Source organism: Trinickia acidisoli, assembly GCF_017315725.1.
Taxonomy (GTDB): domain Bacteria; phylum Pseudomonadota; class Gammaproteobacteria; order Burkholderiales; family Burkholderiaceae; genus Trinickia; species Trinickia acidisoli.
The window spans coordinates 816,232-834,276 of record NZ_JAFLRG010000001.1 but is presented as its reverse complement, the minus strand read 5'-3'; the positions used below and the strand labels follow the sequence as shown (position 1 = coordinate 834,276).

18 protein-coding genes are annotated in these 18,045 nt (G+C 64.8%); 7 read left to right on the top strand and 11 right to left on the bottom strand.

What is annotated here, in order from left to right; all coding sequences use genetic code 11:
* Positions 1–22 precede the first annotated feature (22 nt).
* From tssE to J3485_RS03830, 5 genes are all read right to left on the bottom strand, one after another.
* Positions 23–541, bottom strand: coding sequence for a type VI secretion system baseplate subunit TssE (gene tssE / locus J3485_RS03850; protein WP_206951246.1), 519 nt, complete (start codon positions 539–541; stop codon positions 23–25).
* Between the two features lie 82 nt (positions 542–623).
* A complete protein-coding gene (locus J3485_RS03845) occupies positions 624–1,127 on the bottom strand; it encodes an Hcp family type VI secretion system effector (protein ID WP_206951245.1) in 504 nt (167 codons plus the stop codon).
* 78 nt (positions 1,128–1,205) lie between these two features.
* Positions 1,206–2,693 (bottom strand): type VI secretion system contractile sheath large subunit, encoded by a 1,488-nt coding sequence (gene tssC, locus J3485_RS03840; RefSeq protein WP_206951244.1) that lies wholly within the window; start codon positions 2,691–2,693, stop codon positions 1,206–1,208.
* A 16-nt stretch (positions 2,694–2,709) separates the two neighbouring features.
* Positions 2,710–3,240, bottom strand: coding sequence for a type VI secretion system contractile sheath small subunit (tssB, locus tag J3485_RS03835; RefSeq protein WP_206951243.1), 531 nt, complete (start codon positions 3,238–3,240; stop codon positions 2,710–2,712).
* Positions 3,241–3,277: 37 nt separating this feature from the next.
* Complete coding sequence (locus tag J3485_RS03830) at positions 3,278–3,961, bottom strand: tetratricopeptide repeat protein (RefSeq protein ID WP_206951242.1); 684 nt, start codon at positions 3,959–3,961, stop codon at positions 3,278–3,280.
* 378 nt (positions 3,962–4,339) lie between these two features.
* On the opposite strand from J3485_RS03830, the gene tssJ reads away from it, so the two are divergent.
* From tssJ to icmH, 3 genes are all read left to right on the top strand, one after another.
* Complete coding sequence (tssJ, locus tag J3485_RS03825) at positions 4,340–4,942, top strand: type VI secretion system lipoprotein TssJ (protein WP_206955627.1); 603 nt, start codon at positions 4,340–4,342, stop codon at positions 4,940–4,942.
* Between the two features lie 91 nt (positions 4,943–5,033).
* Positions 5,034–6,380, top strand: coding sequence for a type VI secretion system baseplate subunit TssK (gene tssK, locus J3485_RS03820; protein WP_206951241.1), 1,347 nt, complete (start codon positions 5,034–5,036; stop codon positions 6,378–6,380).
* Positions 6,377–7,162: a type IVB secretion system protein IcmH/DotU gene (gene icmH, locus J3485_RS03815; protein ID WP_206951240.1), complete on the top strand. Its 786-nt coding sequence runs from the start codon at positions 6,377–6,379 to the stop codon at positions 7,160–7,162. The genes tssK and icmH overlap by 4 nt, the downstream gene beginning before the upstream one ends.
* Positions 7,163–7,220: 58 nt before the next feature.
* On the opposite strand, the gene J3485_RS03810 is transcribed toward icmH, so the two are convergent.
* From J3485_RS03810 to J3485_RS03790, 5 genes are all read right to left on the bottom strand, one after another.
* Positions 7,221–8,153 carry a c-type cytochrome gene (locus J3485_RS03810; RefSeq protein WP_242538469.1) on the bottom strand — a complete coding sequence of 311 codons (933 nt, stop codon included), beginning with the start codon at positions 8,151–8,153 and terminating at the stop codon, positions 7,221–7,223.
* A gap of 51 nt (positions 8,154–8,204) precedes the next feature.
* Entirely contained in the window at positions 8,205–8,534 is a 330-nt protein-coding gene (locus tag J3485_RS03805; RefSeq protein WP_206951239.1) for a DHCW motif cupin fold protein, read from the bottom strand.
* A gap of 54 nt (positions 8,535–8,588) precedes the next feature.
* Entirely contained in the window at positions 8,589–10,316 is a 1,728-nt protein-coding gene (locus J3485_RS03800) for a SulP family inorganic anion transporter (protein ID WP_206951238.1), read from the bottom strand.
* Positions 10,317–10,332: 16 nt separating this feature from the next.
* On the bottom strand, positions 10,333–10,965 hold the full coding sequence (locus tag J3485_RS03795) for a ParB-like protein (RefSeq protein ID WP_206951237.1): 633 nt from the start codon (positions 10,963–10,965) through the stop codon (positions 10,333–10,335).
* Between the two features lie 63 nt (positions 10,966–11,028).
* Entirely contained in the window at positions 11,029–11,715 is a 687-nt protein-coding gene (locus tag J3485_RS03790) for a DedA family protein (RefSeq protein WP_206951236.1), read from the bottom strand.
* A 178-nt stretch (positions 11,716–11,893) separates the two neighbouring features.
* Here J3485_RS03790 and mutL point away from each other — a divergent pair, with 178 nt between their 5' ends.
* Positions 11,894–13,927 carry a DNA mismatch repair endonuclease MutL gene (gene mutL, locus J3485_RS03785; RefSeq protein WP_206951235.1) on the top strand — a complete coding sequence of 678 codons (2,034 nt, stop codon included), beginning with the start codon at positions 11,894–11,896 and terminating at the stop codon, positions 13,925–13,927.
* A 4-nt stretch (positions 13,928–13,931) separates the two neighbouring features.
* Positions 13,932–14,909 carry a tRNA (adenosine(37)-N6)-dimethylallyltransferase MiaA gene (gene miaA, locus J3485_RS03780; protein ID WP_206951234.1) on the top strand — a complete coding sequence of 326 codons (978 nt, stop codon included), beginning with the start codon at positions 13,932–13,934 and terminating at the stop codon, positions 14,907–14,909.
* A 165-nt stretch (positions 14,910–15,074) separates the two neighbouring features.
* Here miaA and purM read toward each other — a convergent pair whose 3' ends face one another.
* Positions 15,075–16,130 carry a phosphoribosylformylglycinamidine cyclo-ligase gene (purM, locus tag J3485_RS03775; RefSeq protein ID WP_206951233.1) on the bottom strand — a complete coding sequence of 352 codons (1,056 nt, stop codon included), beginning with the start codon at positions 16,128–16,130 and terminating at the stop codon, positions 15,075–15,077.
* A gap of 60 nt (positions 16,131–16,190) precedes the next feature.
* Here purM and J3485_RS03770 point away from each other — a divergent pair, with 60 nt between their 5' ends.
* Both J3485_RS03770 and hda read left to right on the top strand, forming a co-directional pair.
* Positions 16,191–17,267, top strand: a complete 1,077-nt coding sequence (locus tag J3485_RS03770) for an AI-2E family transporter (protein ID WP_206951232.1) — start codon at positions 16,191–16,193, stop codon at positions 17,265–17,267.
* A 30-nt stretch (positions 17,268–17,297) separates the two neighbouring features.
* Positions 17,298–18,041, top strand: coding sequence for a DnaA regulatory inactivator Hda (hda, locus tag J3485_RS03765; RefSeq protein ID WP_206951231.1), 744 nt, complete (start codon positions 17,298–17,300; stop codon positions 18,039–18,041).
* Positions 18,042–18,045: the final 4 nt, after the last annotated feature.

The following is an 18,045-nucleotide window of genomic DNA, read 5'->3' as shown; positions in this document are numbered from 1 at the left end:
GGCGCTTCGCTCTTCTTATGAACTAGCCGAGTCCCAGTTCGCGCGTGCGCGAACGCGTCGCGTCCGTGCCTCGCCGCGATCGCGTGACCGAATATTGCAGCGTGGAGGCTTGCAGCATCGCGTCGAAGCTGACCGGCTCTTCGGCCGGATGAACGACGAGCTTCGCCCGAATCACGAAATACAGCGCGTTCGTCGATTGCTCATTGACTTCGAGCGACACGCGTACGTCCCGCAGGCGCGGCTCGTGCCGGGCAATCGCCTGCTCAATGGATTCGCAGATGAACTTACGATCGTAGTGGCTTGCCAAGCTCAAGCCCGCGAAATCGTTCAGCCCGTAGGTCAGGACCGAACGCTGGCATTCAGGCAGCTTTTCGAGTTCATCCTCGGTCAGTACGATCCGCGTGTTGAGCAGCGCCTCGACATCGCGCGCCACGCGCCCTTTCAATTCGTCGAGCGACCACTGGCGCATCGCCGCGGGCGCGGGGGAGCGAGGATCGTCGTCGAAGAGCTTATCGAGCAAGCTCGGTTCGAAGCGCTTCATCGGGCAGCATGCTCAAGAGAATCGGGCAAAACGAACGCACCGCCCGCCTCGTAGAGAAGCAAGCGGCGCATCGGTCACGATCTTAGACCGCGTAGGTCTTGTCGTTCTTCGTCAGGCTCCACGCGCCTTGCGCGTTACCGCCTTGGCCGCCGCCGACCTTCTGCTGCGTGTACTTCCATTGCACGGCCGCGTACTTCAACGAGAACTGCTCCGTCGGCAGGCCTTCGCCGACCACGCTCGGGCTGACGCTCGAAATGATGACGTACTTCATCTTGACTTCGAGGTACTTCACGCGGTTGCCCTCACCGTCCGAACGCATGAAGTCGACCGTCACTTCGTCGAACGTCGTGCCGCCCGAAGCGTGTTGATAGAGCAGCGGGCTCACGACGTCGATGTCCTTCGTGAACGCCATGTCGGCATGTTCGCAGCGTTCAGCCGTGGCGCCGCCGGACGTCGACGACGTGGCCGAGCGCGGCTGCACGATCGAGTGATTCCACGAACTGATTTCGATCCAGTCTTTGTGGTCCTTGTCGGCCGACTCGCCCTTGATGGCGGGATTGCCAAATTTCAAATAGATATCTCTCATGACTTCGCGACTCCCAGGTAGCGGTTTATACGCGGTCACGGGTGTCACGCCCGGACCGCACTCGGAATGATTGTTCGGTTATGCGCCGGCGGCCTTCGGCAGGTCTGCGACGAGCCGCAGCGAGATCGACAGCTCGTCGAGCTGGAAATGCGGGCGCAGGAAGGCAACGGACCGGTACGAACCCGGCTTGCCGGGGATCTCGGACACTTGAATCGACGCCTCGCGCAGCGGGAACTGCGCCTTCTGCTCCTGCGTCGCGTTGTCGTCGAGCAGAACGTACTGCGCGACCCAACGGTTCAGGAATTGCTCGACGTTTTGCGCCGAAGCGAAGCTGCCGATCTTGTCGCGCATCATCGCCTTCAGATAGTGGGCAACACGCGACACCGAGAAGATGTACTGCAACTGCGCCGACAACACGGCATTCGCATTCGCGCTGTCGGTGTTGTACTTCTTGGGCTTTTGCACCGACTGCGCCGCAAAGAACGCCGCGTAATCGGAGTTCTTGCAGTGCACGAGCGGGATGAAGCCGAGATCGCTGAGTTCCTTCTCGCGCCGATCGGTAATGGCGATTTCGGTCGGGCACTTGAGCGCGATTTCGCCGTCGTCGGTCTTGAACGTGTGCGTCGGCAGGTCTTCCACGAGCCCGCCGCCTTCCACGCCGCGGATCGCCGCACACCAGCCGAAATCGTCGAACGCGGCCGTCAGCCGCGCGGCGAACGCCCACGCGGCATTGCACCAGAGGTACTTGCTGTGATCGGAGCCGTCGACGCTCTCGACGAAGTTGAACGTCTCGGCAATCAGGCCGTCCTTCGGGTGAAACGGCAGCCGGCCGAGATAGCGCGGCAGCGTCAAGCCGACGTAGCGTGAATCCTCCGCGTCGCGGAACGACTTCCACTTCGCATATTCGACCGTATCGAACACCTTGCCCAGATCGCGCGGCTTGCCGAGATCGGAGAACGACTCGAGGCCCAGGATCTCGGGCGAGGCCGATGTGATGAACGGCGCATGGGCTGCCGCGGCGACGTGCGACATCTGTTCGATGAAGTACATGTCCTCGGGCTGGCGCGTGAGTTCGAAATCGCCGATCAACGTGCCGAACGGCGCGCCGCCGAACGTGCCGAATTCTTCTTCATAGACCTTCTTGAACAGCGCGCTCTGATCGAACTCGGAGGCTGCCTTGAAATCGCGGACGATCTCACGCTTGCCTGCGTTCAGCACCTTGATCTTGATCGTCGAACCGGTGTTGCTTTCCTTGCACAAATAATTGAGCCCGCGCCACGTGCTTTCCATGCGCTGGAACTCGGGCGCATGCATGACTTCGCTCAACTGCGCCGACAGCAGGCGATCGAGCTCGGCAATGCGCGCATCGATCGTCGCCGACAGGTTGTCCGAGACGACGACCGTGCCGTCCATCACCTGGTGCACGAGCTCGCCGATCAGATCCTTCGCGCGTGCGTGCTCCGAATCGGATTTGGCAACCTTGCTCTTTTCGACGATGTCGTCGAGCAGCGATGTGGCGCCCGCTTGCGCGGCGCCGCCGGGGGCCGTGGCCGTTTGCTGATTCATCCTGACACCCCTTCGGTTATTCGCCTTGCTTGTCTTCACCGTCGCCGCGCACGCCTGTCTCGCCGGCGAGTGCCTGCAACTGCTGCGTATTCGCGAGCACCTCGCTGAGCAGGCTTTCGAGCTTGTCGTTGCTGGCCAGCTTGTTGCGCAGATCGGCCAGCTTCGAGCGCGCATCGAGCAAGCGGCGCAGCGGCTCGATCTGCTCGACCACCGCGTCGGGCCCGAAGTCTTCCATCGAGCGGAAGCGCAGATCGACGCCGAACGTGCCGCCGGCTTCCGTCAATTCGTTCTTGACCTGAAAAGCGGCGCGCGGCTCGAGCCCCTTCATGACGTCGTCGAAGTTGTCGCGATCGATGCTGACGAACTTGCGGTCGCGCAGCTTCGGCTGCTCGATCTCGGATTGCCCCGCCAGATCCGCGACGACGCCCACGACGAACGGCAGTTCCTTGACTTCGATCGCGTCCCCGCGCTCGACCTCATAGGTCAACTGCACGCGGGGCGGCCGCACCTTTTGCAGGCGTTTTTGAATGCTTTCTTTCTTCGCCATCGATGGCTCCCGAAGACAACTGGATCAAATCGGCCGATCAGCGAAGGGCACTGAAGGGATCGGATGCGCCGCCGCTCTTCGCGGGCTGCGGCGCCGGTTGGACCGGCGCAGCCGGCTCGGCGCTCTTGGCCGGTGCCGGAGCGGCCGCCCCTTCATCGGCCAATTTCTCGGCGGGTTTTTGCGCGGCCGCCACGGGACGACGCACGTAGCGGCGCTTTTTCGCGACGGGCTTTTTCTCCGCGGCTTCTTCCGGGAACAACGTGTTCTCACCGAGCGTTTCGCGCAGTTGATGCGCGAGCACCTGCGCGTCCGACTTGGCGTCGCCGGCGAGCGCCGAATCCTGCCGCAGTTGGCCGAGCGATTCCGTTGCCACGCGCAAGCCGCTGACGGCCAGCACGCTCTTCGCGTCGCGATCGGTTTGATCGCGCGAGAGCGCTTCCTGCGCGGCGACGATGGCCTGCCCGTAGTGAGACTGCTGGAACTGGATCTGCGCGATGCGCGACCACGGCTCCTCGCGCGTCGGGTCCATCTTCGTCAATTGATCGTACAGCGCGAGTGCGCGCGCTTGATCACCGCCCTTGGCGACGGTATCGGCGTCGGCCAGCGCTTTATTGAACGCTTCGGGAGTGGTTTGCGTCGTGGCGTTTTGCGTCGCGCAACCAGCCATAGCGGCGCATACGAGCACCGCCGCGGAAAATAGAGAAAGTCGTCGTTTCATCATTCTTACTTACTGGCAGGCGGCTTATTAATTCGCTGGAGGGAAACCGCAACTTTGCTTTGCGGCGAGTGCGCGCGTATAGTACCGGCCAATTTTCGATAATTCAACTGCATCGCTTCGAATCAGATTCATCCGCTTTTGAATTCGATCTGATATCCCAGATAGACACTGAAGGGAGCACTGAAGGCAATGCCGAAATAATTTCCGAATCAATGCGAAATGAATTTATTAGTGGAAAATTTTTCCTATTACCCAAACTAGACAAACTTGTACGCTGCGTGTCGTCATCGCTGCGCGGCGTGTCAATCGGACATCAATGAGCCATGTTTCAACTTTGGATGGGGTGCCGGCGTGAGTCGTAAAGCTTTCGGTTATCGGATCGTGTCGCGCCTCGTGTGGCCGCTCGCCCTATGCGCACTTCTGGGCGGCTGCGCCGCCGGCGTCTCGGTGCTCGGCGCCGCGGCTTCCACGGCGCTGCAGGCCGCCGGCATCGGCAAGCCCCCCGTGCCCGATTCGCAGAAGCCGCCGCGCAACGTCCCGCTCACGCTCGCGGCCGCGCCCAACCTGAACGCGGCCACCGACAACCATCCGCTCGCGCTCGTCGTGCGGCTCTATGCACTGAAAGACCCGACTTCTTTCCAGCAAGCACCATTCGATACGTTCACCGATCCCGCGAAAGAAAAGAGCGCGCTCGGCGCCGATTTGCTCAGCGTGCGCGAGGTGACGCTGATCCCCGGCCAGCATTATGAAATGACCGAGAAGGTCACGCGCGAGGCGCAAGCGTTCGGTGTCGTGGCATTGTTTCGCGACCCGGCGCTACAGCGTTGGAAATTCGCCTTCGATCCGGCTAAATCGGAGAAATCCGGCATAATGATCGGCCTTCATAACTGTGCCATGACCGTCACGAGCGGGGCCGTCATCTCGCCCGATCCGCAATTGCCGTTGCAGGGGCTCAATATGCTCTCATCCGTCAGTTGCGGCTAGCGCGCCGGCCAATGGATCGACGCGCGCACCGGCATCGCCGGCCACGGTAGCCGTGCGCACGATACACAAAAAACCTGACAGTGAAATTGAGATGAGTTATTCGGCGAAATTGCTTTGGGGCGAGGGGCTCTTTCTGCGGCCCCAGCATTTTCAACAACAAGACGCCTATCACGAGGCGCGGCTGTTCGAATCGATCCGCGCGATCCAGCCGTTCAATTGGGGCGTGCGCAGCGTACGCTTCGACGCCGACTCGCTCGCGAACAATCTGCTGCGGCTGTCCGAGCTCTCGCTCGTGTTTCCCGACGGCACCCTCTATGCCGCGCCGCTCGCCGACGAACTGCCGCAGTCGGTCGCGCTCGATACGCTGCCCGAGGGCGTCTCCGAGTTCGTCTTCTACCTCGCGCTGCATCCGCTGCGCGAGACGGGCGGCAACAGCGCGAACGAATCGACCGAAACCTTCGCCTCGCGCTACGCGCCCAAGCAATCGAGTGTCGCCGATCAATTCACCGATGCGGCCGTCGCGAACCTGACGTTTCTCAAAACACGCGTCAAGCTGATCAGCCACGCCGAGCCACGCGCGCAATTGCTGGCCGTGCCGCTCGCCCGCTTGCGGCGCACGGCCACCTCGGGGTTCGAGTTCGACGACACGTTCGTGCCGCCGTGCCTCGCCGTCGAGGCGTCACCGATCCTGCATCAGCGGCTGCGCCAACTCATCGACGCGCTGCAGGCCAAAGTCAGCGCGCTTTATGGCTTTCACCGCGAGCCGACGAAGAACATCATCGAGTTTCGCTCGGGCGACATCGCCTCGTTTTGGCTGTTGCATACGGCGAACGGCGCGGTCGCCTCGCTCGTGCACTTGCTGCAGCAGCCCACACTGCACCCCGAACGGCTCTTCCAAGAGCTTTTGCGGCTTGCCGGGCAACTGATGACGTTCTCCAAACGCCACGCGCTTGCCGATTTGCCGGCTTATCGTCACGACGATCCGGGCGCCGGCTTCGCGCTGCTCGACACGATCGTGCGCGATCTGCTCGAAACGGTCATTTCGACGCGCTACTTCGCGATCGCGCTCGATGAAGTGCGCCCCTCGTTCCACGTCGGCCGGCTCGATTCGGGCAAGATCGACGAGAAGACGACGTTCTTCCTCGCCGTCTCGGCCGACATGCCCGCGGTCGAGCTCGTCGAGGCGGTGCCCGCGCGCTTCAAGGTCGGCGCGCCCGACGACGTCGACAAACTCGTGCTGTCGGCCATGCCGGGCGTGCGTCTCGTCTATACGCCGCAAGTGCCGCCGGCCGTGCCGGTGCGTCCCGGCGCCTGCTATTTCGCGTTCGAATCGCGCAGCAGTCTCTATGACCGAATGCTGCAAGCGCAATCGGCCATGATCTACGCGCCGTCCGGCATCAACGATCTCAAACTCGAACTCATCGCGGTCACGTCATGACTCAAATGCCTTCGCTGTTCGGCGCCAATGCGCCCTCGTCCGCGCCGCCCTCGGCCTCCTCGGCCGAGGCAAGCTTTCAGGCCCGTTCGCTGCGCGATCTGCTCTACGACGGCTTTTTCATGGTGTTTCTGCTCAAGCAGGGGCGCGAGCCCGACGATGCCGGCGAGTTCGGTGCCCGTGTCCAAGCGTTTCTCGCCGAGTTCGAGCGCGGCGCGAAGAAGCTCAACGCGCCGGCCGACGACGTCTACGCCTCGAAGTTCGCGTTCTGTGCGGCGATCGACGAAGCGGTGTTGGCGTCCTCGTTCAAGATCCGCGCCGAATGGGAGCGCCGACCGTTGCAGCTCACGCTGTTCGGCGAACAGCTAGCCGGAGAGAAATTCTTCGAGCACCTCGAAGCGTGTCGTGCGCAAGGCGTCGCACGGCTGCAATCGCTCGAAGTGTTCCATATGTGTCTGCTGCTCGGCTTTCAAGGCAAATACCTGCTCGAAGGGCCCGAGAAGCTCTCCTATCTCACCGGGCGGCTCGGCGACGAAATCGCGCAGATGAAAGGCAAGCGCGCACCGTTCGCACCGCACTGGCCGCTGCCCGATCAAATCGCGCATCGGCTCAAGCACGAGTTGCCGCTGTGGACGATCGGCGCCGTCTTCGCGCTCGTCGGGCTTGGGGCGTACTTCGGCCTGAACACCTACCTGCGCGACTCGACGATGCACACCCTCGCACCGTACTCGCAGCTCGTGCAGCCCGAGGCGGAATCGGCCAATCTCACGATTTCGTTGCCTTAAGCGAAAACGCGAAAGGGGGATGGATTCACCCGCGCAACGCTCGCCACGCACGGCCGCGTCAGTAGCGCGCGTCCGCCGGTTTGCCGCCTTGGGGCCAGTCGTTCGACTTGCCGGGGAAGTCCGGACGCGGTTGATGCGTCACATAAGCCGCGACGTCGAGCGCCTCTTGATCGCTGAGCGTCGCATTGCCGAGCGGCATGTTGTGCTTGATGAATGCGGCGGCCGGTCCCGTGCGCGCCATGCTCGCACCGATATTGAACGACGCATTGCCCCAAAGCGGTGGGAACACATAACGCCCGCCGCTTTGCACGCCCTGCCCGTCCGCACCGTGACAAGAAGCACAACGCGCGGCGAAGACGGCCTTGCCGTGCACGGGGTCAGGCGTCATGTGCGCGGCGTTCGCGATCGAACCGATGCCGCGGCCGGGGCCGAATGCGCCGCTTTGCACGCCTTTCGAGACGAACGTCATGTAGGCGAGCAAAGCGTTCATCTCGCGCGAATCGAACGCGAGCGGCACGCCGTTTTCCGAACGAAGGAAGCAATTGTTGATGCGCTGCGCAAGCGACTCGACTTTAGCACTGCGAGCCGTATAAGAAGGCGTGACGCCAGTCATCCCATACCACGGCGATGCATGCGGCGTCGTGCCCGCGCCGATGTGGCAGCTCGCGCACGACATGGCGCCGCCCGGCACGTGGCCCGGCGCGTAATGCGGCGTATCGACTGACAAACGGTAGCCGAGCATGACAGCATCCTTGTCGGGCCCTGCAGGCAAAGCAGCGAGCCGCGCCTCCAGCGTGTCGGCGGTGACGACGCCGCTTGCCGCGGGCGCGCCTGCCGGCGCGCTTTCTTGCGCCGCCTGCGCAGGCGCTGCGGAGCCGGCGAACACCACGGCCATCGAGCACGCGAGCGCGGCAAGACGAATGACGAGCGGCTGAGCGGGCAGAAAGTGCGCACGGCCCTCGGGCCGGCCATCAGGCAATTGGCGTTTCATGGTTCGACTGTCTCCTCGGTTCTATCGGGCCGTGCATGTCGGCGGCGAGCGTCAATCCACGATGAATAGCGTCGCGCCGACGGGCGTGCTCGAACGGTGCGGCTCCGCCCCATCGGCAACCTGGTAGCTTTGGCCTGCCTTCAATACGAAGCGGCGGCCGTCTTCGAGTTCGGTATGCAGTTCGCCTTCGAGCACATAGAGAATGTGCCCTTTCACACACCAATGGTCAGCCAGATAGCCGGGCGTGTATTCGACGCGACGCACACGGATGTCGCCGAATTGGCGCGTGCGCCACAGGGCCGTGCCTGAATCGCCCGGATGCGTTTCGGATTCGACGTCGGACCAGTCGGTCACACCGAATGGAATATCGCTCATCTTCATCGGGAAGCGTTCCTCGTGGGCAGGGTGCACGGGCAACAACGGGCGATGCGAGCATCAGCTCGCCTGCGTCGGCGATTGCGTCGTGTTCTGTGATGGTGCGAGCACCGATTGTACGCATTCATCGACGCTGAGCTCGCGCAAGGCATCGAGCGGCAGCGTGTCGTCGGCGGCCCGTCTGAGCGCCTCGAGCGCGCGTTGCTTCAGGCGCACGAGCAACAGCCGCTGACCATGCGCACGCAGCTCGGCGGCAAAGATGCGCAGCGCCTCGATCGCCGTGCCGTCGAGGTCGGGCGTCTCCTCCAGGCTCAGCATGATCGTATTGGGCGCGCTTGCCTGCGCGGCGATCAGCTTACGTGCTGCGCTGAGCACCCGGTCGGCATTCGCGAAGAACAGCGGCGCCTCGGGACGCACGATCATGATGCCGTCGACGGGCCGGGCATCGGCATGCGCCGACAGATCGACGAAGTCGTGGCTGTCGCGCAAGCGGCCGAGCACGCTCACCTTCGGCTCGGAGAAATTGCGCAGCGTCAGCAGCAGGCTCACGCCGATCGCGACGATGAGGCCATGCAGCACGCCGAGCACGAGCACGCCCACGAGCGCCGCGACCGAGACGAGGCGATCGCGCCGCCAGGCCCAGTACGGCCGAAACACGTCCGGATGCAGCGAATGGCTGACGGCATAGATGACGATAGCCGCCAGCACGGGCTCCGGAATGCGCGCGAGCTGCGACCGCAGAAAGAAGACGAGCAGCCCGACGACAACGGCGGCAACAAGGCCCGCCCAACGCGTCTGCGCCCCGGCCGCTTCGTTGGCCGACGTCGCCGAATACCCCGCGCCGACAGGCATGCCTTGCAGCATCGCCGAAACGAGGTTCGCACCGCCCAGGGCAACGAGATCGCGATTGGCCGACATCGCGTCGCCGTGCTTGAGCGCGAAGCTGCGAATCGAGCCGTACGACTCGGCGTAGAGGATCAGCATCAGCGCGAAGGCGAGCTCGACCGTCTGCAGCCATTGCGGCCGCGCGAACGCGGGCAGTGCGAAGCGCACGTCCTGCACGTCGATCGCCCCGACAACGGCAATGCCCCAGCGGTGCCAGTCGATGAAGTACCCCGCGCCGATACCGAGGACGATGACGACGAGCGTCGCCGGAATGCGTGCGCGCCGGCCGAGCACGAAAAGGATCGCGAGCGCGATGCCGCCCAGCGCGGTGCTGTACCTGTTCCATGCATCGAACTGCCGTGCGAGATCGAACGCCATGCGCGGCACGTCGCTGTAATGCGACGACACGCCGAGAATGCTCGGCAACTGCTTGACGGCGATCGTCAGCGCAAGGCCGAAGGCGAACCCGCGCAACACGGGTTTGGCGACGAAATCGGACATACCGCCGAAGCGCGCGAAGCCCGCGAGTGCGAACAGCACGCCGGTGGCCGCGACGAGCGCGGCCGCGTAAGCGAGCTGTGCCCCGCCGCCGGCTTGCGCGCTGACGGTGGCCGCGAGTACGGCCGCCGACGATGAGGTCGAGGAAACGATCGCGAAGCGGCTGCTGCCGAGCAGCGCGTAGACGACGAGCCCCACCAACAGCGCGACGAGCCCCGCTTGCGGCGGCAGATTGGCGATGCTCGCGTAAGCCACGGCCTCCGGCAATAGCAGCCCCGCGATCGACATGCCTGCGAGTGCGTCCTTGAGCGCGCGCTGCGCAGGCGGCTTCGGCGCGCTGGGCCGCGCATACTGAGACGGGTCTTGCAGATGCGCCGCGGCGGCGTGCCCCGTGTCGATCGTCATGGCATGAAACGCCGGGTCAATGGGCCGGGGCGGCCATCGCGCCCGACCAGCCCGGCAGATAGCGGGCGTCGGGATCGTGCGCGCAGGCAAGCGCCGCCTTGAGCGCCTTGTCGAAATCCTTGCGGATGCGCTTTTCGGAGATCTTCGGCCGCAGATAGTCGGCCCAGAGAAATTCGCTGAACGGCGTCGTGTCCTTCGCAAAGCCGCCGATGCGGCGCAACTCGCCCGCCAAGCTGCGATAGGGATCGTCGACGAGTTCGGTCAAGGTCGTGGGCAAACGGCCGTAGTCGTGCCGCGTACCGTCGGGACCGAACGGATGCACCCACTGAAAGTGCTCCATCATGCGCCAGAAGATCGCGGGTTCGAGCCACGAAAGATCGCGCAACATCATCATCGGAACCCGGCTCTCGCCTTCTTCGATGAGCGCAAGCCCGAGGTGGTGATGATCGACGATGAAGTGCTGCTCGCCGGGGCCGAGAACCGCCGGGAACCAATGCGTAGAAATGGCCTGCGCGCGCGCTTTCTTGTCGAGCGACTTCCAATGCGCGCGCTTGACCTCGACCTCGTGATAGCCCACCGTGATCTGCGTGGGCCGAAGCGTATCGAGCGGTACCGATATCAGGCGAACGTCGGTGGTCGGACCTTGCATGATGATCTTCCCTCCTTGTTATACGTCACATCGTGCGCAAAACGCCGAGCCCGGCGTCGATGCTCAGCGGCCGCCGCGGTTCGGCGCGACGTGCGCCGACGATTTCTTCCGCATGAGCTTGTACAGCGCGGCCAGCACGACCGGCACGACCGCCGCGCCCACGCCGACGAGCACGATCAAGTTCAAGTACTGACGAATGAACGGAATATTGCCGAAGAAGTAGCCGGCCAGCACGAGCAACAATACCCACAGCGCGGCGCCGGTCACATTGAAGAACTGGAAGCGCCCCATGCGCATGTCCGACACGCCGGCCACGAACGGGGCGAACGTGCGCACGACGGGAATGAAGCGGGCGAGCACGATCGTCTTGCCGCCGTGCCGTTCATAGAAATTGTGCGTTTTTCGCAGCGCGGCCCGGTCGAGGAAGCGCTCCAGCAACGGAATATGCGTATTGAAGACCTTCGGCCCGATGGCCCTGCCGATCAGGTAGTTGACGCTGTTGCCCCCCACCGAGGCGACGAGCAGTAGCGCGATCAGCGACGGCAGATTCATCTCCCCCGTCGCGCAAAACGCCCCGCCGATGAACAACAGCGAATCGCCAGGCAAAAACGGCAAGACCACGAGACCGGTCTCGCAAAAGACGATCAGAAAGAGCACGGCATAGACCCACGCGCCGTATTGATGGACGAAATCGCCGAGAAATTTGTCGATATGCAGAACCAGGGCGACGAAATGGAGCAGCGTGTCCAAAGGCATTCCTTGCTAAAAATCGAAACGAGCGAAGCGCCACGGGGCGGTGCAGCGAGGCCGCACCGTCGTCCGGCGTCATCGCGCCATGATACCGAAACTACATGACCGATCTCGAAACGGCGCGGCACACGGCGCCGGCCACGGAAATCGGCGGGCGGCGAATCGCTATAATCGCCCCATGTCCGAATTCCCCGAATCGCCGGCCGATGCCGAGCGCGCCGCGCAGCCGATGACGCCGACGCGCCGCGCGATCGCGCCGCTGCCCGATCAGCTCATCAGCCAAATCGCCGCCGGCGAGGTCGTCGAACGCCCGGCCTCGGTCGTCAAGGAACTGCTCGAGAACGCGCTCGATGCGGGCGCCAAGACGCTGCGCATCACGCTCGACGCGGGCGGCGTCAAGCGCATCTCAATCGCCGACGACGGCTGCGGCATGCCCCCCGGCGAGTTGCCGCTCGCGCTGATGCGCCATGCGACGAGCAAGATCCGCTCGCTCGCCGAGCTCGAGGCCGTCGCCACGCTCGGGTTTCGCGGCGAGGCGCTCGCTTCGATCGCGTCCGTGGCCGAAATGTTCATCACGAGCCGCACGCTCGACGCCGCGCACGCAACGCGCATCGACGCGCAAACGGGCGCGTTGACGCCGGCCGCGGGCGGCGTGGGCACGACGATCGAAGTGCGCGAGCTTTACTTCAACACGCCCGCGCGCCGAAAGTTCCTCAAAAGCGAACAAACGGAGCTCGGCCATTGCGTCGAGATGATCCGGCGCGCCGCGCTCGCGCGGCCCGACGTCGCGATTTCGGTCATGCACAACGGCCGCGCGCTCGAGCACTGGAACGCGAGCGAGCCGCCCGCGCGCGTCGCCAAGATACTCGGCGAAGCGTTCGCGAGCGCTCACCTGCCGCTCGAGGAAGTCGCCGCAGACATTGCGCTCTATGGCTGCGCAGGGCTGCCGACGGCGAGCCGCGGCCGCGCGGACCAGCAATATTTTTTCGTCAACGGCCGCTTCGTGCGCGACAAGCTGCTGACGCATGCCGTCCGCGCGGCCTATGAAGACGTGCTGCACGGCGACCGCTATCCGTCGTACGTGCTGTTCCTCGACCTGCCGCCCGAGGGGGTCGACGTCAACGTGCATCCGTCGAAGATCGAAGTGCGTTTCCGCGACTCGCGCGCGGTCCATCAGTTCGTATTCCATGCGCTGCAGCGCGCGCTGGCCCGTCACGCCGGCGCTTCGCCCGAGACAACGGCACTCGGTCATGCGGCGCAGATCGAGCCGCGTGCGGATTCAGGGCTAGGCGGCGGCGCGGCCGGGGCCACGGGTACGGGCGCGATGCCTGGGGGCGTCTCGATCACGGCGGCGAGCCGCGGCGCAACGACATGGATGCGCGATGCGCGCATGACGCAGGGCACGCTGCCCGTTGCGCAACCGCTGGCGCTCTACGATGCGCTGTTCGGGCGCAAGGATGCCACACGCACGAGCGGCGCAGGCGAAAGCGAAGGCGGAATCGCACCTTGGTTTGCGTCAACGACGTCGTCGGCTTTTGAGGCGCGCGACGGCGCCGCGCAAGAGGCCGAAGCGGCCCAAGCAGGCCGCTCGTTCGGCGCCTCGCACGCCCCGATGGCGGCCGATCTCGATCATCCGCTCGGGTTCGCGATCGGCCAGATCCATGGCGTCTACGTGCTGGCGCAGAACGCGCGCGGGCTCGTGATCATCGATATGCACGCGGCGCACGAGCGCATCCTCTACGAGCAATTCAAGCTCGCGCTGGCCGAACGAACGGTGGCCGTGCAGCCCCTGTTGATTCCGGTTTCGATGACGGCCGACGCCGTCGAAATCGGCACGGCGGAAGAAGAGCGCGAAGCGCTCGACGCGCTCGGCTTCGATCTCGCTCCGCTCTCGCCGACAACGCTCGCCATCCGCGCCGTGCCGGCGCTGCTCAAAGACGCCGATCTACCTGCGCTCGCGCGGGCGGTGCTGGCCGATTTGCATGCCTTCGGCGGCTCGCGCGTGCTGACCGAGCGCCAGCACGAACTGCTCGGCACGCTCGCATGCCATCACGCCGTGCGGGCGAACCGGCGCTTGACGCTCGACGAGATAAACGCGCTGCTGCGCCAGATGGAAGCGACCGAACGCGCCGACCAGTGCAATCACGGCCGGCCGACCTGGTATCAGCTCACGCTCGCCGATCTCGACCGGCTTTTCCTGCGCGGACAGTAAGCGCATGAACGAGCCGAACAAGCCGCCTCGCGTCGCGATCGCTTGCCTGCTGGGCCCGACGGCGTCGGGCAAGACCGCGGCAGCGCTCGCGTTCGCGGCCAAGTATCCGACGGAAATCGTCAGCGTCGATTCGGCGCTCGTCTATCGGGGCATGGACATCGGCACCGCGAAGCCCACGCTGGATGAGCGTGCAAGCGTACCCCACCATCTGATCGACATCCGCGAGCCGACGCAAGCCTACTCGGCGGCGGATTTTCGTGCCGATGCGCGGCAAGCGATCGGAGAAGTGCTCGCGCGAGGCCGCGTGCCGCTGCTCGTCGGCGGAACGATGCTCTACTACAAGGCGCTGACGCAGGGCTTGAACGACTTACCGTCCGCCCACCCTGACGTGCGCGCGGCGCTGGAAGCCGATGCCGCGCGCGACGGCTGGCCCGCGCTGCACGCACGGCTCGCAGGCGTGGACCCGGCCACGGCGGCACGCCTCGCGCCGAACGACGCACAGCGTATCCAACGCGCGCTCGAAGTCTTCCTGCTGACGGGCCAGCCGATGTCGATGCTATTGGCAAACGCTGAGCGCCGCGAAGAAACACCCTACCGCTTCGTCCCGATCGCGCTCGAGCCGAGCGACCGCGCCGTCCTGCACGCGCGCATCGCAGAGCGTTTCGACGCCATGCTCGCAGCCGGCTTTATCGACGAGGTGCGGCGGCTGCGCGCACGTGGAGACTTGAACCCGGAGTTGCCGTCGATGCGCTGTGTCGGCTATCGGCAGGCATGGGAGCACCTCGATGCGGCGATCGACCACGCGACGATGCGCGACAAGGGCATCTTCGCCACACGCCAGCTCTGCAAGCGGCAGTTGACTTGGCTGCGCTCGATGCCCGAGCGTATCGTCGTCGATTGTTGCGCGCCGAATGCGACGAGCGATGCGGTGAGCGCGGTCGAAGCGGTTGTCTCGGGCAACGCGCTCGACATGTCCGCATAAATCGGATCGAGCGCGGCACCATAACTTGCCCAGCGCGCTGTCGATTAAAAAAGCCGCTTGGCTCAAACCCAAGCGGCTTCTCTTCGACAACGAGCGCGACGCAAACCTGCGACGCCGGCACCTGAACGGCGTGGACCGTTCAACGACTCGTCGCGAACGTCTCGCTCAAACGACCACCGTCTGCGCCTCGCCTTCCTTGCTCGCCCGCACGACGCCGATCTTCCACACCTGCTCGCCGGCGGCCGTCAGGTCGCGCAGCGCGGCGTCGGCATCGGATGCCGCGACGATGACCGCCATCCCGATCCCGCAGTTGAAGACGCGATGCATCTCGGCATCGGCAACGCCCCCATGCTGCTGCAGCCACGTAAAAAGCGGCGGCATCGGCCAGGCCGACTGCCGCAGCTCAACCGTGAGTCCTTCGCGCAGCACGCGCGGAATGTTTTCGACGAGGCCCCCGCCCGTGATATGCGCCATCCCCTTCACGGCGATCTTCTGCATCAGCGCGAGCAGCGGCTTGACGTAGATGCGCGTGGGCGCCATCAGCGTGTCGGCGAGCGAGCGGCCATGGAAATCGGCCGACAAATCGGGGTTCGCGCGCTCGATGATCTTGCGCACGAGCGAGAAGCCGTTCGAATGGATGCCGCTCGAAGCCACGCCCAGCACGACGTCGCCGGAGGCGATCGTGCCGCCGTCGATGATCTTGCTCTTTTCGACGGCGCCGACCGCAAAGCCCGCGAGGTCGTATTCGCCGTCGGGATACATGCCCGGCATTTCGGCCGTCTCGCCGCCGATCAGCGCGCAACCGGCCAGCTCGCAGCCCTGCGCGATGCCTTTGACGACCGTGGCGGCCGTGCCGACGTCGAGCTTGCCGCAGGCGAAGTAGTCGAGGAAGAACAGCGGCTCGGCGCCTTGCACGAGGATGTCGTTGACGCTCATCGCCACGAGATCCTGGCCGACCGTATCGTGTTTGTTCAGATGGAAGGCCAGCTTCAGCTTCGTGCCGACACCGTCGGTGCCGGAGACGAGCACGGGCTCGCGATACTTCTTCGGCACCTCGAACAGCGCGCCGAACCCGCCGATACCGGCTAGCACGCCTTCGCGCAGCGTCTTCTTCGCGAAGGGTTTGATGGCATCGACGAGCGCATCGCCGGCGTCGATGTCGACGCCCACGTCACGATACGACAGACCCTGGGCGTCCGGAGCGGATTTCGGTTGATTCATGGGGAGGAGCGAGAAGGTCGGTAAAATGCGATTTTAACCGATGCCGACTGGGATACGCCTTTGTCGCAGAATTCACCGATTCTCACGCCCTACCAACGCCAGGCCCTGTTCTGGGGCGCCGTCGCGCTCGGCCTCGGCATCCTGCTCTGGGCGCTGAGCCCCGTGCTGACGCCGTTCCTGCTCGGCGCGATCCTCGCCTACATCCTGCAGCCCGGCGTCGGATGGCTCGTGCGCCACCGCGTGCCTCGCGGCATCGCGGCGCTCTTGATGATGCTCGTGTTCGCGCTGCTCGTCTCGCTGCTCGCCCTGCTCGTCTTCGCGGTCGTGCAAAAGGAAGGGCCGGAATTGAAGGCGCAGATTCCGGGGCTGATCTCGCATCTGCACGACTGGCTGCAGCCCAAGCTCGCGCTGCTCGGCTACGGCGACGTCTTCGACTTCTCGAGCCTGCGCGACATGCTGACGACCCAGCTCGAGGGCAGCGCGCAAACGGTCGCGCTCGCGGCCTGGAAATCGCTGCGCACGAGCAGCAACGTCATGATCACCGTGATCGGTGACGTGGTGATGGTGCCGCTCGTGCTCTACTACCTGCTCTACGATTGGAACACGATGCTCGCGCGCCTTGCGGGCATCGTGCCGCGGCGCTGGCTGCCCAAGACACTCGAGCTCGCCGTCGAGATGGACCGCACACTGTCGCAGTATTTGCGCGGCCAGTTGCTCGTGATGGGCGTGCTCGCCGCGTTCTACGGCCTTGCGCTCACGATCGCCGGCTTCGAAATCGCGCTGCCGATCGGCATCTTCACGGGGCTCGCCGTCTTCATCCCGTACGTCGGCTTCGCAACGGGCCTGGCGCTCGCGCTGCTCGCGGCGCTGCTGCAGTTCGGCAGCCTCTACGGCTTCGTCGCCATCGCGATCGTCTACGGCATCGGGCAAATCCTCGAGAGCATGTTCCTCACGCCGCGCCTCGTCGGCGAGCGGATCGGCCTGCATCCGCTCGCGGTCATCTTCGCGTTGCTCGCGTTCGGCCAACTGTTCGGCTTCTTCGGGATACTGCTCGCGCTACCCGTGAGCGCGATACTGTCCACCGCACTGCGCGAAGTGCGGCGCGGCTACCTCGCGAGCGCGCTTTATAAGAATTGATCGTTTGTGATTGTTTGCGTTCCTCCCATCGTGACTGTGCATCGCCAACTGACGCTCGACCTCGGCACGCCGCCACCGTCGACGTTCGACAACTTTTTCGCCGGCGCCAACGCGGAACTCGTCGCGCGGCTCGCCGAGCTCGACAGCGCGCTCGCGGCGGGCCCGCTCGCCGACCGTACGTTCTATGTCTGGGGCGAGAGCGGCAGCGGGCGCAGCCATCTGCTCTCGGCGCTCGTGCACAGCGCGGCGCCGGGCCGAGCGTCGTTTCTCGGTCCGCAAAGCGCGCTGACGGCGTTCGCGTTCGATCCGCGTGTCGCGATCTACGCGGTCGACGACTGCGATAGGCTCTCGAGCGCGCAGCAAATCGCGCTGTTCAACCTCTTCAACGAGGTGCGCGCGCATCCGACGAGCGCACTTGTCGCCACCGGCAACGCCGCGCCGATCGGGCTCGCCGTGCGCGAGGATCTGCGCACGCGCCTGGGCTGGGGTCTCGTGTTCCACCTCGCCCCGCTACCCGACGAACGCAAGAGCGCCGTCCTCAAGCACGCCGCCAAGGAACGCGGCATCGCGCTTGCCGACGACGTGCCGGCCTACCTGCTTACCCACTTTCGACGCGACATGCCGAGCCTAATGGCACTGCTCGACGCGCTCGACCGTTTCTCGCTCGAGCAAAAGCGCGCAATCACGCTACCGCTCTTGCGCGCGATGCTCTCCTTGCCGGCCTTTGATGCCGCCCCCGAGGGCTCGCCGGCTACGGCGAGCCGCTTCAAGTAAAATG

Coding starts and splice junctions, on each gene's coding strand:
- mutL (WP_206951235.1), top strand. CDS start 11,894: ATGTCCGAATTCCCCGAATCGCCGGCCGATGCCGAGCGCGCCGCGCAG.
- miaA (WP_206951234.1), top strand. CDS start 13,932: ATGAACGAGCCGAACAAGCCGCCTCGCGTCGCGATCGCTTGCCTGCTG.
- tssK (WP_206951241.1), top strand. CDS start 5,034: ATGAGTTATTCGGCGAAATTGCTTTGGGGCGAGGGGCTCTTTCTGCGG.
- J3485_RS03830 (WP_206951242.1), bottom strand. CDS start 3,961: ATGATGAAACGACGACTTTCTCTATTTTCCGCGGCGGTGCTCGTATGC.
- J3485_RS03800 (WP_206951238.1), bottom strand. CDS start 10,316: ATGACGATCGACACGGGGCACGCCGCCGCGGCGCATCTGCAAGACCCG.
- J3485_RS03805 (WP_206951239.1), bottom strand. CDS start 8,534: ATGAAGATGAGCGATATTCCATTCGGTGTGACCGACTGGTCCGACGTC.
- J3485_RS03845 (WP_206951245.1), bottom strand. CDS start 1,127: ATGAGAGATATCTATTTGAAATTTGGCAATCCCGCCATCAAGGGCGAG.
- tssE (WP_206951246.1), bottom strand. CDS start 541: ATGAAGCGCTTCGAACCGAGCTTGCTCGATAAGCTCTTCGACGACGAT.
- tssB (WP_206951243.1), bottom strand. CDS start 3,240: ATGGCGAAGAAAGAAAGCATTCAAAAACGCCTGCAAAAGGTGCGGCCG.
- icmH (WP_206951240.1), top strand. CDS start 6,377: ATGACTCAAATGCCTTCGCTGTTCGGCGCCAATGCGCCCTCGTCCGCG.
- tssC (WP_206951244.1), bottom strand. CDS start 2,693: ATGAATCAGCAAACGGCCACGGCCCCCGGCGGCGCCGCGCAAGCGGGC.
- J3485_RS03795 (WP_206951237.1), bottom strand. CDS start 10,965: ATGCAAGGTCCGACCACCGACGTTCGCCTGATATCGGTACCGCTCGAT.
- purM (WP_206951233.1), bottom strand. CDS start 16,130: ATGAATCAACCGAAATCCGCTCCGGACGCCCAGGGTCTGTCGTATCGT.
- J3485_RS03810 (WP_242538469.1), bottom strand. CDS start 8,153: ATGAAACGCCAATTGCCTGATGGCCGGCCCGAGGGCCGTGCGCACTTT.